Below are 14,010 nucleotides of genomic sequence, written 5' to 3'. Positions count from 1 at the left end.
ACCTCAATGAGCCGATATTGTGAGCAGTGTGGTAAGGCGAAAAAGGCCTGTATCTGCCGTTGGATTCAAGTTCTTGATGCTAAAACTGAACTGTGGATATTACAACACCCTTCTGAGGTGAAGCGGGCAATCGGAACGGCGCGGATCCTGACCCTGTCGCTCCCCAACGCCCGTCTGTGGGTGGGCGAGGACTTCTCTGAACATCCGGAGCTGAATACATTGCTGGCGCAACGCGAGCGAGATACTTATCTGGTTTATCCGGGTGAGATGGCGATGCCGATTTCCCGGCTGGCTGACGAGTCCCAAACTGGCACCCGGCTCCGGACATTGATCCTGCTCGACGGTACCTGGAAGAAAGCCTATAAGATCTGGCAGTTGTCGACAAACTTGCAGGCGTTGCCAACGGTTACGCTGGATAACGTGGAGCAGGGGAACTACCGGATCCGAAAATCGCCCAAGGCACAGGGTGTCTCCACAGTTGAGGCCGGCTATCTGGCCCTAACGGCGCTGGAAGGTGAAGGCAAGTTTCACCCGTTGCTTGAGGCGTTTGAGCAGATGATTGACGATCAGATCCGCCATATGCCACCGGGGGTGTTTGAGCGCAACTATTGTGAATGAGGCGATGCGAGTGAGGCGAACTGGTGCGAGTGAAGCGATCTGGTGTAAGTCACACGAACAGGCTTCAAGCGAGCACAGCGCAGGTTTTTGCCGGGCGCCTGCTCGCTGATTGAGAGGGTAAGTTAAAACCCTTGCCCCTCATGGTTGAACCCGACCACGGCGTTGGGATGGAATAAGGTGCTGTAGAGTCGCTGGGCGTAGCCATCGGTCATGCTGGAAATATAATCGGCAATGACGCGGTGGGCGTTGTCCCCCCGATCCGCGGCAGCCATCCAGCGGGCGCGGGTATCGCCCGGCAACAGGCGCTCGGGGTCGGCGGCGAACGTATCGAACAGCTCCATCACCAGTTGCTGGCCTTTGTATTCCAGCAACTGGATCTCCGGCTTTTTCACTACATATTCGCTGACGAAGTGCTTGAGGATGGCGAGGACCCGCTCCATGGGCTCAGAAAGAAAAGCATTCCACTGCAACAACGGCTCTGCAAAGCTGTCGACGCCATTTTGAATTGACGGAGCAATGTGGATCGCGGTGAGCAGAGCATTGACCAGGGCGCCGATGGCGTCTTTGCGTTCATAATGGGTCCCGAACAGTTGTTCACTGAGGTGGCCGATATGGGTTTCCAGCCAGGGCTCATCGCTTTCGGCCAACTGGCTGGCCGCCGCCTCATGCCACTGCTCGCGGGTCACAATCCCCATGACGATCGCATCTTCCAGATCATGGACACCGTAAGCGATATCGTCGGCCAGCTCCATGATGGAGCAATCGAGCGATTTGAACCGGGTCTTTAATTGGTCAGTCGGGTGGTTGCGCGGCTGGCGCATCTGGCTGAACAGCTGGCGGTCATGCTCCGACAGCAGGGCCAGTACCCAGTTGAGTGTGGTTTGATCATCGTTGTAGATCCCTTTGGCCGGATGCCAGTCTTTGGCGCGCAGATGGCGGAACTGGCTGACTTCCGGAGGTTGTTCCTGCGCCCGGGTGGTGCTGATCAGCGCCGGATATTTCAGCAGGCCAAGCAGGGTGCGGCGGGAGAGGTTCATCCCGAAGTGTTCGGTGTACGGCTCAAGCAGGGTGACGATGCGGAATGTCTGGGCATTGCCTTCGAACCCACCGTGCTCACGCATCATATAGTTCAGTGCCACTTCACCGCCGTGGCCGAACGGCGGATGGCCGATGTCATGGGCCAGGCACAGGCTTTCCATCAGGCTGGTGGACGGCAGCAGGCTTTTGAAATCGGGTTGCTTGATTTTCAGCTGGGCCACAATGCCGGTTCCGATTTGGGAGGCCTCCAGCGAGTGCGTCAGCCGGGTGCGGTAGAAATCGTGGTGGCCGGCACCATGGACCTGGGTTTTCGCCTGCAGGCGGCGAAACGCGGCGGAGTGTAAAATCCGGGCCCGATCACGCTGGAAAGGCGAGCGGTGATCATTGCGCCGCATTTTCTGCTCGTTGCTGATGCGGATTTCCCACTCGGGATGGTGCTTATATTCCTTCATTAACTGATATCGTCCAACGTCAGGTTAAAACTGTCGGCAAATGTTTCCAGAAAATAGGTCATTTCAGGACTTTTTCGGGCAGCCAGGGTGTCCTCGAGACGTTTTCGGGCCTGGGTGAATTCATGATTGCCGGCATTGAGCTCCTCAAGGCACTTGAGGTAAGCACATAATGTATCCGCTTGTTTTACAATGGCATAGTCTGCCTGATCAATTCGTTCGCTGTCGAGCAGCGGCGCATAATCATCCTGAAACTCTTCCGGCAGCATGGACAGAAGCTTTTGCTCCGCGGCCAGCTCAATCTTTTTGTATTCCTCGGCAATGGCCGGGTTGAAATACTTGATTGGGGTGGGCATGTCGCCGGTCAGCACTTCGCTGGTGTCATGAAACATGCCGAGCAGGGCTATGCGCTCCGGATTGACGTTGCCGCCGAACTTGCGGTTTTTGATCAGCGCCAGTGCGTGGGCGACAAAGGCAACCTGCAGGCTGTGCTCGGAAATATTTTCACTCGACACACACCGCATCAGCGGCCAGCGCTGGATCAGTTTCATTCGGGCCAGGTGGGCAAAAAAATGACTTTGTTTCATATGTGTACTACTCAGCGGCAAGGCGTGTTTTTAGGATATACCCAAACGACTTCAATCGGCAGGACGCAATGTCTCGTCTTGCGTATCCGTTCAGGGGAGATGACGCCGGATTCAGTTCAGGATTATTAAGGTAGCAGAAAATAAAGAAAAGCCCCGGTGGTGTGCCGGGGCGAGAACGGGTTACTGGCGGTAGTTATGGAGGAACCGCTCCAGTCGGCTGATGGCCATTTCAAGATCATCAATCCGGGGCAGGGTAACAATCCGGAAGTGATCCGGTTGTTTCCAGTTAAAACCAGTGCCGTGCACCACCAGGACTTTCTCCTGTTGCAGGAAATCCAGCACCATGCGTTCATCATCAACGATATTGAACTTCTTCTGATCCAGTTTCGGGAACAGGTACAGCGCCCCTTTCGGCTTGACGCAGGAGACCCCGGGGATCGCGGTCAGCATGTCATAGGCTTTGTCCCGCTGTTCCAGCAACCGCCCGCCGGGCAGGATCAACTCGTTAATACTCTGGTAGCCGCCCAGTGCTGTTTGAATGGCATGCTGCATCGGCACATTGGCACATAAGCGCATGGACGAGAGCATCTCCAGGGCTTCGATATAGCCTTTGGCCAGATGGCGTGGTCCGGACAGGATCATCCAGCCGGCGCGGAAGCCACACACCCGGTAAGACTTGGACAGGCCGTTGAAGGTCACACAGAAGACATCCTCGGCCAGCGGTGCGATGGAGTGGTGCTGCGCGCCTTCGTACAGGATCTTGTCGTAAATCTCATCGGCAAAAATAATCAATTTATTTTGTCTGGCAATTTCAACCACTTCCAGCAGAAAATCCCGGCTGTACACGGCGCCGGTCGGGTTGTTCGGGTTGATCAGCACAATCCCGCGGGTATTGGGGGTGATTTTGCTGCGGATATCGTCCAGATCCGGATACCAGTCAGCTTCTTCGTCACAGGTATAGTGCACCGCGTTTCCGCCGGAGAGCGACACAGCCGCAGTCCACAGCGGGTAGTCCGGTGCCGGGACCAGGATTTCATCACCATTGTTCAGCAACGCCTGCATCGCGATCATGATCAGCTCGGACACCCCGTTGCCGATGTAGACATCTTCAACATCAATATCCAGCAAACCGCGTTTCTGGTAGTGCTGTACCACGGCCTTTCGTGCCGAGTAAATGCCTTTGGAGTCACTGTAGCCTTGTGAGGTCGGCAAATTGCGGATCACGTCGACCAGGATCTCATCCGGGGCATCGAAACCGAACGGGGCCGGGTTCCCGATGTTCAGTTTCAGGATTTTATGCCCTTCTTCTTCCATACGCTTAGCCTGTTTCAGAACCGGCCCCCGTATGTCGTAGCAAACGTTATTTAACTTGGATGACATCCCGATGTTGTGCATTGCGATTTTCCTGCGCGAATTGTTATCTAATGACAACAAATTACACTAAGGAATTGTGATAAATAAAGGGTCAACAGGAAAAAATAATGAAAAAAAGGGGAATATATAATTAAGTTCTTTTTTTACTGGCATGATTCTCTGCTGCCAGTCGAGTGCGGTGAAGGAGATGGCTCCTGCAATTGAAAACATACTAGTCAAATTGCATTTGGCGTCCGGTAATAGCACATATATTATGTGGTTAAAGTATTGGCCAATATTGAGCTGGAACAATATCCAAAGTGAGTTGCCTCTCTATAATCGCTTTAGATATGCCGTGACTGACAGAGCGCTGAGTGAGGTTTTTTTGACCGGAATACAAACTGCCATTACATCTCTCATCGAGTTGATTCAAGGTGCCGGTCCGTCGACACGCCGTGTCAGCGTGCCGGTCTGCTGGCCGGTTCATGCCGATATGATCGGCTGGATGGACTCGCAACCTATTTTTCCGAAATTCTTCTGGCAAGCGCGTGACACGCAGGAAACCGTGGTGGCGCTGGGTCAACTTGAGACTTTTTCCGACCCGGCGTTGGCTGAGCAGTCGATTGACGGCCAACAGCGTGTGTGGGGCGGGCGTTCATTCGACGGGCGTACGCCGCGTAACCGTCACTGCCTGTCTGCTTTCTTTTTCCTGCCGGTGATGGAGCTGATCCAGACCCATCAGGGCTGGCAGTTGGCTGCCAACCTGGATCCGGCGGACAAGGCCAGGACAGTGCGACAATTGCGGCGATTGGTGCCATCCGTTGCTCGGGTTCCGGCAATTCGAAGCGGGATCCGCCAGCGGACCGATAGCCCGGATTTCGACCAGTGGTCAATGATGCTGGATGGAGCCCTGCATGCCATTGAAACCAGTGCGTTGGATAAGGTGGTACTGGCACGCCGGACGACCTTGTCGCTGGATGGCGAACTGTCTTCGGCCCAGTTGCTTCAGGCCAGTCGCCAGAAAAATCACCATAGCTTTCATTTTATGATGGCCCAGGATGCCCGGCATGGTTTCGTCGGCTCGACGCCGGAGCGGTTGTTTCTGCGCCAGGAATCGCATTGCCGCACTGAAGCCCTGGCCGGAACGATCGCCCGGGGCCAGAACGAAGCGGAAGATTACCGGCTGGCGCAGTGGTTGCTGGAAGATGGCAAAAATCGCTATGAAAACCAGCTGGTGGTGGATGATATTGTCCAGCGACTGGCTGCCTGTGGTGCGACGCTGGACGTGGCCGAGACGCCGACGCTGGTTCGGTTGCGGCAGGTTCAGCACCTTAAACGGGCAATCTCCGGCGTACTGAATGCTGAGGTGGCCAGTGCGGCGCTGCTGGACACCCTGCAGCCGACGGCTGCCATTGCCGGTCTGCCAAGGGATGAAGCCCTGGCATTTATTGCGGCCCATGAGCCATTTGCCCGCGGTTGGTACAGCGGGGCGGTCGGCTATATCGGATGCGCGCAGAGTGAGTTTTGCGTCGCAATCCGAAGTGCCTTGCTGGAGGGCGATGAATTACACCTGTTTGCCGGCGCCGGCATTGTGCCCGGCTCAACCGCGGCCAGCGAATGGCAGGAGTTGGAGCGGAAAACCGAGACCCTCAGCCACCTGCTTGGTGCGGAGAGCACAGCACCCGGAAACTCGGGTGAGTCTTCAACCCGTGAACAACACCGGGAGCGTCATACTGCATGAGTATTTATCAAGCGACACCGGCATTACAACCTGATGCCACGACCGATCACCGGGCCGGGCTGAACCGGCTTTGGGCACAGCTGATGCTCGAAGAATTGTCCCGCCTCGGGGTGGAGCATGTCTGTATTGCACCGGGCTCACGCTCGACGCCGTTGACTCTGGCGGCCGACCGTCACCCCCGGCTGACGCTTCACACCCATTTTGATGAGCGTGGACTCGGATTTATGGCGCTGGGGCTGGCGAAAGCGACTCAGGCCCCGGTGGCGGTGATTGTCACCTCCGGAACCGCGGTCGCGAACCTGTTACCGGCAGTCGCAGAGGCCGGTCTGACCGGCGAGAAGCTGGTCCTGCTGACTTCAGACCGGCCCCCGGAGCTGATCCAGTGCGGCGCGAATCAGGCGATCCAGCAGGTGGGGATCTTTTCAGACCATGTCACGGCCTGCCATGATATTCCGTCACCTAGTCTGGATATCTGTCCGAGCTGGTTGCTGACGACCGTTGACGCCGCAATGTTCCAGCAACTCCAGCGGGGCGGCGCGGTTCATTTCAATTGTCACTATCCGGAGCCTTTGTATGGAGAAGGCGGCAACTTTACTTCGTACTTGGCCGCGCTGGGGAGTTGGCAGGAGGATACCCAGCCCTATACCCGGTTCCAGCGTGCCGACAGTGGTGCGGTGTGGGTCGAACCGGCATTCTGGTCAACGTTGGTGGCCCAGAAGGGCGTGATTGTTGCCGGGCGGCTGGCACCGGGGGAGCTGGGTGCGGTCAAGGCATTGGCTGAGCGACTGGGCTGGCCGTTGCTGGCCGATCCTCAGTCCGGCGGTTCCAGTGACTGGGCGGGCTATGATGCGTGGTTGCAAAATGATGCCTGTCGCCGGTATCTCAATCAGGCCGAGGTAATTGTCCAGTTTGGTGCCCGGCTGGTGTCAAAACGGCTGATGGGGGTCATTGCCGCCCGTCAATGGCAACAATACTGGCTGGTGGATCCGCTGACCGAACGGCTGGACCCCGCGCACCGTCGCAGCCGACGCATTGTCGCAGACGTGAAAGCCTGGGCCGAAGCCGCTGCGCAGCAGATTTATGAGTCTCCTTATCACGGCTGGGCCGCGCCGCTTGCACAGGCCTCAAAAGCCTATTTTCGTCAACTGGCCGAACGTGCAGATACGCTGGATGAAGTCACGCTGGCGATGCACCTGCCGGGCTGGCTGACGCCGGACACCGAACTGTTTCTGGGCAACAGCCTGATTGTCCGGCTGCTGGATATGTGCGGTCAGTTGCCCGATACCGCGGTGTTTGCCAATCGCGGGGCTTCGGGCATCGATGGTCTGATTGCCACCGCGGCCGGGGTCCAGCGCGCAAGACAGACCCCATTGCTGTGTGCATTGGGGGATACCTCGTTGCTGTACGACCTGAACTCCCTGGCGCTGCTGGGCCGCAGTGAGCAGCCGATGGTGGTCATCGTGACCAATAATGATGGCGGCGGCATTTTTGATTTGTTGCCGGTTCCGGACCAGCAACGCGAGCCGTTGTACCGGATGTCTCATGGGCTGGCGTTTGACCATGCCGCCGCGATGTTTGGTTTGGCATATCACTGTCCGGCCACGCTGGAAGCAGCGGCACTGGCCTGTCGTCAGGGACTCAGTCGTCCCGGAGCCACGCTGATCGAAGTAAAAACGCCACCGGGGCAAAGCGGGGAACTGCTGAAAGCCCTGTTTGCGAAGGTCAAAGATGCCCCTTTACTCTGAAGTGTTTGGCCATGTGAGTGACCGCGCGGAGCACAGCCCGTCATCCCCGCCGGTATTGGTATTTCTCCATGGACTGCTCGGCACCTGCCGGGATTGGGCGGCGGTGATCCAGCAGTGCGCGGCCTATCCGTGTCTGACCATCGACCTGCCCGGTCACGGCCACAGCCGGGAGATCACCACCATGGGCTTTGAGGACGTTAACCGGCAAATCATCGAGACCTTGCGCCAGCGAGAAATCCGACATTATGTCCTGATTGGCTATTCGATGGGCGCGCGGCTAGCGATGTATCACGCCTGTCAGCCGCGTCCGGCGAACGGACCGACGTTGGTCGGGCTGGTGCTTGAAGGGGGGCATTTCGGCTTACCTGAGTCGCAGCGATCAGCCCGGTTAGCACATGACTCGCACTGGGCGCAGCGCTTTATGGTCGAGTTGCCGGAGCAGGTCCTGAGGGATTGGTATCAACAACCGGTTTTTGCCTCGCTTAATCTCGCGCAACGACAGCAACTGATCAGCAAACGCAAGGATCTGTTTGGTCCGGGCATCGCGCAGATGCTGCGGGCAACGTCGCTGGCGAACCAGCCGATGTTGCTGGCCAGCTTGGCGGCGCTGAATTTGCCGATCCACTACCTCTGCGGGGACAAGGATACCAAGTTCCGGGCACTGGCCGAGGCGAGCGCGCTGGACGTCAGTGTGATCCCGGGGGCCGGACACAATGTGCATGTGGAGCGCCCGGATGCATTTTCCGCGGTCTTGCAGCAGTTTTTAAACTTAATTCAGTAGAAGATAAATATGACACGTCACGCGACACTTTATCAATATCAGTTACCGATGGACTCGGGGGTGATTCTGCGCTCCCAGCGCCTGGCAACCCGCGAAGGCTGGGTGGTTGAGCTCAGGGATGGGGACCGCGTAGGCTATGGCGAAATCGCTCCCTTGCCGGAGTTCAGTGCCGAGTCGTTGACGGAAGCCGGTGAGCAGGCCCAAGCGCTGTTGGCCCAATGGCAGGCCGACGGCTCCTGGGAGCTATCCGGCGCGTTTCCTTCCGTGGCGTTTGGTCTCAGTATGGCGCTTCTTGAGCTGACGGGTGATTTACCGGCTGAGGGGAATTATCAGGTTGCTCCGCTGTGCTCGGGTGATCCGGACGAATTAGTGGAACGCTTGAGCCAACACTCAGGTCAGCCGGTGGCCAAAATGAAAGTCGGCATGTACGAAGCGGTGCGCGATGGGATGATCGCTAATATGTTTATCGAAGCGATCCCCGGGATACGCCTGCGCCTGGATGCCAACCGACAGTGGACCCCGCTCAAAGCGCGTCAGTTTGCCAAGTACGTCGCGCCGCAACACCGGGCCGGGATCGCCTTTCTGGAAGAGCCCTGCCGCACGCCGGCAGAAAGCCTGGCGTTTGCCGAGGTGACCGGGATTGCGATTGCCTGGGATGAAACGGTGCGTGATCCGGGATTTACGGTGAAAGCCGAGCCGGGTGTGGTGGCGATTGTGATCAAACCAACCCTAGTCGGCTCGGTGCAGCGTTGTCTGGAGCTGGTCGCGGCGGCGCGGGAGGCGGGGCTGATCCCGGTGATCAGCTCAAGTCTGGAATCGAGCCTCGGGTTGAACCAACTGGCCCGGTTTGCAGCCTGGCAAACCCCTGAGGTGGTGCCGGGACTGGATACCATGCAACTGTTTCAGGCCCAGTTAGAAACCCCGTGGCCGGAGTGTCCGTTGCCGATCACACCATTGTCTTCGCTTGAGGTGGTATGGCAGCAGCACTAGCAGCCGCCAAGTTTTCCACTTGGCCCTGGCAGCATTGGGCGGCAGAGCAGCCGGATGCGCTTGCCCTGACCGAAGGGGAGCGCTGGTGGCGTTGGGCCGACGTGGCCCGTGAAGTCGAACGCTATGCCGCCGGGCTGGTGGCGCAGGGTGTTAAACCAGATCAACTGGTGGCGATTGTTGCCCCGAACTCGATCCAGCTGGTGTGGCTGTTGTTGGCGGTTATGCGTGTCGGTGCCCGCTCAGTGGGGTTGAACCCGAAAAGTAGCTCGCCGGAGCTGGCGGCCCAACTGCGCCGTCTCGATTGCGATTTTCTCTGGACGCCTGCGCCGATCTCTGAGATTTCAGAGCGTTACTCGGCCATTGAACTTCGTACGGTCGACGCTGCGTCGCCGATTGACGTTGACTGGCAGCCGGAGCGGCCGCTGACCCTGACCCTGACCTCGGGCTCAACCGGTGTCCCCAAGGCCGTGGTGCATGCTGCCAAGACGCATCTGGCCAGCGCGCAGGGCTTGCTGACCCGGATGGATTATCAAACCGATGATTGCTGGCTGTTGTCACTCCCGTTGTTTCACATCTCCGGTATGGCGATCCTCTGGCGCTGGCTGTATCGCGGCGCCCGGCTCAGGGTCGCAGATGCGAGCGCCCTGAACCAGGCGCTGTTGCAGGTGACGCATGCTTCTCTGGTACCGACCCAGCTTCAGCGGCTGCTGGCTGAATGTTCGGATGAATGCGCTGAAAGACGTTCAAGCGCCGGTTCAGAGGCTGCGAAGCCGGGGTTCCCGTTGAAAGAAGTTTTGCTCGGCGGGGCGATGATCCCGGTCAGCCTGACCGAGCAGGCGGAACAAGCCGGGATCCGCTGTTGGTGCGGCTACGGCATGACGGAGATGGCCTCGACGGTGACCGCCAAACGGGCCGACGGGCGTTCTGGAGTCGGTACGTTGCTGCCGCACCGGGAGCTGACCATCCGGGATGGCGAAATCTGCGTGCGTGGTGAGACCCTGGCGCTGGGCTATTATCGCCATCGGCACATTGAGCCGCTGTCGGCACAGGCGTGGTTTGCCACCAAAGATTTGGCTCACTGGGAGGCCGGGGAGCTGGTGATTCGCGGGCGGGCAGACAACATGTTCATTTCTGGTGGCGAGAATGTGCAGCCGGAATCGATCGAGCAGGTCCTGCTGGCCCACCCCGAGGTGACGCAGGCTATCGTGCTGCCGATCGCCGATCCGGAATACGGGCAGCGTCCGGTGGCCCTGATTCAGACGAAAACCGCAACGACCACGCTGAGCGAACCTTTCACGCAAGCGTTGAAAGCATATATGGCGGCGCAGGTGACGGCGTTTCGCCGTCCGGTGCATTACCTGAGGTTGCCGGAGCACTTATCCGGCACCGGGATCAAAATATCCCGGCGGCAACTGGCTGACTGGCTGGCCCATCAGCCCCTTTGCTAGAGGATTTGTTCGGAAACGCACCGAGCTGTGGTACTTGTGTTGTAATGGAGCTGGTTCGGTGATCGTTCTGGCTCGTATAGGGGCGCTAGCGGTTCTCGCCCCGCAGGGCCAGAATTTGTTCCCTTAGCATCGCGCTGTTGGCGTGCGCTGCTTCGACTGGCGGCCCGGCGATGATATGGACCCGGGACCAGAATCGCTTCGGTATTTTCAACAGTGCCCGTCCGCCTTCCCGGCTGAAATAGCTGCCCCATAACCCTTGTAACGCGACCGGGATCACCGGCACCTGGGCGCGTTTGATGATCAGATCGATGCCGCGCATAAACGGGCCGATTTCGCCGTCATAGGTCAGCTGCCCTTCCGGGAACACACAGACGATATCCCCTTGTTCCAGATAGCGATTGACATGGGTAAAAGCTTTCATCACGGAGCGTCGGTCGGTGGCATCAATTGGGATCACTTTGCACGCCGAGCAGAAGGTTTTGATGAACGGCAGGTTATAGATATCTTTATCCATCAAGAAACGGATCGGGCGGGGACAGGCCCCGGCCAGTAACAGCGCATCCATGTAGCTGACATGGTTACAGACGATCAGCGCACCACCTTTGGCCGGGATATGGCTCAGATCCTTATGACGTACCCGGTACAGGGTGTGGCTGACCAGCCAGACCATAAAGCGCCAGAAAAAATCCGGCGCCTGGGTGTAGATGTACAGCATCACTATCAGGTTTACTACCGACAGGAACAGGAAAAACTGCGGGATTGACAAGCCGAGTACCGACAGGAAGACAATAGCAGTAATGGCGCTGGCGACCATAAAAATGGCATTCCAGATATTATTGGCGGCGATAATCTGAGCCCGTTCATCTTCTTTGGCCCGGCTTTGCATCATGGCGTAGAGGGGCACGATAAAAATCCCGCCGGAGACACCGAGCATGGCCAGCGAGAAGAAGACCCGCCACAACTCCGGCTGAGTGATAAACGCTGTGATTGAATCGGTGACGGGGATCATCGCCGGAGTGGCAAACATCAAATCGGCACCGAACAGAGTGATCCCCAGGCTCCCGAGCGGAACGATCCCCGGCTCGATGCGATGACCCGAGAGGCGATCACACAGCAGGGAGCCGATCGCAATCCCGACCGAGAACAGGGTGAGCAGGAATGAAACCGAGGCGGCATTCCCGCCGAGGTGAAGCTTGGCAAAATTCGGAAACTGGGTGAGATAGCAGGCTCCTAAGAACCAGAACCAGCTGATCCCGAGTACGCACTGAAAAATGGTTTTATTGCGCCGGGCGATCGAGAGCGTATGGCGGGTTTGGCGCACCGGGTGCCAGTGAAAGTGGCTGTCCGGCTTGCTGGGTGGCGCATCCGGGATCCAGCGCGAGCTGATATAGCCGATGATGGCAAACGCGACCACACTGACTGCGGCAATGGTATGGGCATGCGGCTGATTGGCAATGATCCCGGCCAGCAGCGTGCCGATCAAAATCGCCAGAAACGTTCCGGTTTCGACCAGGGCGTTGCCGGAAACCAGCTCTTCTTTTTTCAGGTGCTGCGGTAGCAGCGCATACTTTGCCGGGCCGAAAAACGCAGACTGCGTACCCATCAGGAACAGCAGGACCAGCAGTGCGGTGTAGCTTTCGGTGACAAAGGCGATGGCCGCCAACGACATAATCACAATTTCGGCGAATTTGACTTTGCGCATAATCAGCGCTTTGTCGTATTTGTCGGCCAGCACCCCGGCGGACGCGGAGAACAGGAAAAACGGCAGGATAAACAGCCCGGCCGCCAGGTTGATCACCAAATCAGAATCAACCGGCAGGGCACCGGGCGCAGCAAACGCGATCAGGATCAGCAGCACATTTTTGTAGACGTTGTCGTTGAACGCACCGAAAGCCTGGGTCAGGAAATAGGGAAGAAAGCGTTGCTGGGTCAACAGACGTGCCTGGGGCTTGCTGCTCATGTCCGTCTCCGTTAGGCTTCTGCCTGCCAGGCATGAAGGTAAGTGTCGATCAGGTTATCGATCAAGGCTTTGCCGTCGACCGGTGTGTCGGTAAAGAGTTTATCGTCCACACTCAGGAGGGTGATGCCGTGAACGCCGGCCCACAAGACCCGGCTGACTTCGAGGATCGCCGCATCGGGTTTGTTCGGGGAGATCTGGCGGATCAGGGCTTCGAGCATGCCGGTCATGTTATCAATCCGCTCCGCTTGCCATTCCGGCAATTCTTCACCGTTCATTGTATGCTGGAAAATCAGCTGCCAGCGGTACGGATGACGTTGGGCGAAATCCAGATAGCAATAGGCAAGGCGGCGCAAGGCGTCTTCGGGCGCGGTGACATGCTGCATTTCGGCGGCAGCTTCAGCGAACAGTTCATCTAAGGTTTGAGCCACGGCATGGAGCAACAACAGGTTATAGTTGCCGAACACATTGACCAGAGTGCTGGGAACATAGCCGATCATGGCGGCGATTTTACGCAGACTCAGTTCGTGGTGTGGATGTTGGTCGAGAAAGTTTTTGACTTGCTCCAGTGTCATACTTACCAACTCTTCGCGAGTATGGTCGTTTCGTCTTGCCATCGAATCATTTCTCTTAAGCTAAAGTGCCTTACTCTGATAATTGTAATATGAGTACAGACCACGAGCGGTCCCAGAGTAAGCAAAAGGGGATACGCTGCTGACGGGCAGCAAAAATAGTATAGAACGATGTTCAATATTCTAGTGGCTCCCTGTTTCGGGGGTCAAGCTGAAACCCGGACCGGGCCGGGAGAGCTGAAGGGGATGTGACTTCTGTCATATCCCGTACAGTGACCCGGCCGGAGAGCCAGCCAAAGCCTGTGGTCCTACGCAGGGTTGCGGCTGGCGTTTTCGCTGTTGCGGATGGAAATTTGATCGTTGAGTGTCCAGAAATCAATGAGCACACCAATCAGGCAAAAACCCAGTGTCAGGAAGTACAGGATCCCGGTCAGCCATTTGCCCATGTACATCCGGTGTACGCCGAACACGCCGAGAAATGTCAGCAGCAACCAGGCGACCGTGTAGTCGATATCTCCGCTTTGAAAGCGCAGATCGGCTTCGCGATCCATGGACGGAATTAAAAACAGGTCAATGAGCCAGCCGATGCCAAGCAGGCCCAGTGTCAGAAACCAAATCGTCCCGGTTACTGGTTTTCCGTAATAAAAGCGGTGGGCGCCGGTAAAACCGAAAATCCACAATAAATAGCCAATCAGTTTGCTGTGAGTATCTTGCATTATCTTCTACCTGTG

12 protein-coding genes are annotated in these 14,010 nt (G+C 57.4%); 6 read left to right on the top strand and 6 right to left on the bottom strand.

Annotated elements, in window-relative coordinates:
* The first annotated feature begins 6 nt into the window (after window positions 1-6).
* On the top strand, window positions 7-618 hold the full coding sequence (locus tag VV869_RS04835; RefSeq protein ID WP_337733837.1) for a tRNA-uridine aminocarboxypropyltransferase: 612 nt from the start codon (window positions 7-9) through the stop codon (window positions 616-618).
* A 122-nt stretch (window positions 619-740) separates the two neighbouring features.
* Here the strand turns inward: VV869_RS04835 and VV869_RS04830 are convergent, their stop codons facing one another.
* The 3 genes from VV869_RS04830 to VV869_RS04820 all read right to left on the bottom strand — a co-directional run bounded on the left by VV869_RS04830 (window position 741) and on the right by VV869_RS04820 (window position 4,087).
* Window positions 741-2,108 (bottom strand): anti-phage deoxyguanosine triphosphatase, encoded by a 1,368-nt coding sequence (locus VV869_RS04830; protein ID WP_337733836.1) that lies wholly within the window; start codon window positions 2,106-2,108, stop codon window positions 741-743.
* A complete protein-coding gene (gene yfbR, locus VV869_RS04825) occupies window positions 2,108-2,692 on the bottom strand; it encodes a 5'-deoxynucleotidase (RefSeq protein ID WP_337733835.1) in 585 nt (194 codons plus the stop codon). Before yfbR ends, VV869_RS04830 begins: the two co-directional genes overlap by 1 nt.
* Window positions 2,693-2,872: 180 nt before the next feature.
* A complete protein-coding gene (locus VV869_RS04820) occupies window positions 2,873-4,087 on the bottom strand; it encodes a pyridoxal phosphate-dependent aminotransferase (protein WP_337733834.1) in 1,215 nt (404 codons plus the stop codon).
* A 343-nt stretch (window positions 4,088-4,430) separates the two neighbouring features.
* Between VV869_RS04820 and VV869_RS04815 the strand changes: the two genes are divergently transcribed.
* Genes VV869_RS04815 through menE form a run of 5 tightly spaced genes read left to right on the top strand, consistent with a single transcriptional unit; the run spans window position 4,431 to window position 10,750 of the window.
* Window positions 4,431-5,786 (top strand): isochorismate synthase, encoded by a 1,356-nt coding sequence (locus VV869_RS04815; RefSeq protein WP_337733833.1) that lies wholly within the window; start codon window positions 4,431-4,433, stop codon window positions 5,784-5,786.
* Window positions 5,783-7,531, top strand: coding sequence for a 2-succinyl-5-enolpyruvyl-6-hydroxy-3-cyclohexene-1-carboxylic-acid synthase (gene menD / locus VV869_RS04810; RefSeq protein ID WP_337733832.1), 1,749 nt, complete (start codon window positions 5,783-5,785; stop codon window positions 7,529-7,531). Before VV869_RS04815 ends, menD begins: the two co-directional genes overlap by 4 nt.
* Window positions 7,515-8,312 carry a 2-succinyl-6-hydroxy-2,4-cyclohexadiene-1-carboxylate synthase gene (gene menH / locus VV869_RS04805; RefSeq protein WP_337733831.1) on the top strand — a complete coding sequence of 266 codons (798 nt, stop codon included), beginning with the start codon at window positions 7,515-7,517 and terminating at the stop codon, window positions 8,310-8,312. The genes menD and menH overlap by 17 nt, the downstream gene beginning before the upstream one ends.
* Window positions 8,313-8,321: 9 nt before the next feature.
* A complete protein-coding gene (menC, locus tag VV869_RS04800) occupies window positions 8,322-9,302 on the top strand; it encodes an o-succinylbenzoate synthase (RefSeq protein ID WP_337733830.1) in 981 nt (326 codons plus the stop codon).
* The gene (gene menE / locus VV869_RS04795) at window positions 9,287-10,750 is read left to right on the top strand and encodes an o-succinylbenzoate--CoA ligase (RefSeq protein ID WP_337733829.1); all 1,464 of its coding nucleotides are present in this window, start codon (window positions 9,287-9,289) and stop codon (window positions 10,748-10,750) included. The genes menC and menE overlap by 16 nt, the downstream gene beginning before the upstream one ends.
* Window positions 10,751-10,835: 85 nt before the next feature.
* On the opposite strand, the gene VV869_RS04790 is transcribed toward menE, so the two are convergent.
* The 3 genes from VV869_RS04790 to VV869_RS04780 all read right to left on the bottom strand — a co-directional run bounded on the left by VV869_RS04790 (window position 10,836) and on the right by VV869_RS04780 (window position 13,995).
* The gene (locus tag VV869_RS04790; protein ID WP_337733828.1) at window positions 10,836-12,710 is read right to left on the bottom strand and encodes an MFS transporter; all 1,875 of its coding nucleotides are present in this window, start codon (window positions 12,708-12,710) and stop codon (window positions 10,836-10,838) included.
* A gap of 11 nt (window positions 12,711-12,721) precedes the next feature.
* Complete coding sequence (locus tag VV869_RS04785) at window positions 12,722-13,324, bottom strand: TetR/AcrR family transcriptional regulator (RefSeq protein ID WP_337733827.1); 603 nt, start codon at window positions 13,322-13,324, stop codon at window positions 12,722-12,724.
* A gap of 263 nt (window positions 13,325-13,587) precedes the next feature.
* Window positions 13,588-13,995, bottom strand: a complete 408-nt coding sequence (locus VV869_RS04780; RefSeq protein WP_337733826.1) for a TM2 domain-containing protein — start codon at window positions 13,993-13,995, stop codon at window positions 13,588-13,590.
* Window positions 13,996-14,010 lie beyond the last annotated feature (15 nt).

This window comes from Photobacterium sp. MCCC 1A19761 (genome assembly GCF_037389125.1).
Taxonomy (GTDB): domain Bacteria; phylum Pseudomonadota; class Gammaproteobacteria; order Enterobacterales; family Vibrionaceae; genus Photobacterium.
The sequence above is the reverse complement of the archived record's forward strand: the minus strand, read 5'-3'. Positions and strand labels throughout refer to the sequence as shown.

Coding starts and splice junctions, on each gene's coding strand:
- VV869_RS04835 (WP_337733837.1), top strand. CDS start 7: ATGAGCCGATATTGTGAGCAGTGTGGTAAGGCGAAAAAGGCCTGTATC.
- yfbR (WP_337733835.1), bottom strand. CDS start 2,692: ATGAAACAAAGTCATTTTTTTGCCCACCTGGCCCGAATGAAACTGATC.
- VV869_RS04830 (WP_337733836.1), bottom strand. CDS start 2,108: ATGAAGGAATATAAGCACCATCCCGAGTGGGAAATCCGCATCAGCAAC.
- menD (WP_337733832.1), top strand. CDS start 5,783: ATGAGTATTTATCAAGCGACACCGGCATTACAACCTGATGCCACGACC.
- menC (WP_337733830.1), top strand. CDS start 8,322: ATGACACGTCACGCGACACTTTATCAATATCAGTTACCGATGGACTCG.
- VV869_RS04785 (WP_337733827.1), bottom strand. CDS start 13,324: ATGGCAAGACGAAACGACCATACTCGCGAAGAGTTGGTAAGTATGACA.
- menE (WP_337733829.1), top strand. CDS start 9,287: ATGGCAGCAGCACTAGCAGCCGCCAAGTTTTCCACTTGGCCCTGGCAG.
- VV869_RS04780 (WP_337733826.1), bottom strand. CDS start 13,995: ATGCAAGATACTCACAGCAAACTGATTGGCTATTTATTGTGGATTTTC.
- VV869_RS04790 (WP_337733828.1), bottom strand. CDS start 12,710: ATGAGCAGCAAGCCCCAGGCACGTCTGTTGACCCAGCAACGCTTTCTT.
- menH (WP_337733831.1), top strand. CDS start 7,515: ATGCCCCTTTACTCTGAAGTGTTTGGCCATGTGAGTGACCGCGCGGAG.
- VV869_RS04820 (WP_337733834.1), bottom strand. CDS start 4,087: ATGCACAACATCGGGATGTCATCCAAGTTAAATAACGTTTGCTACGAC.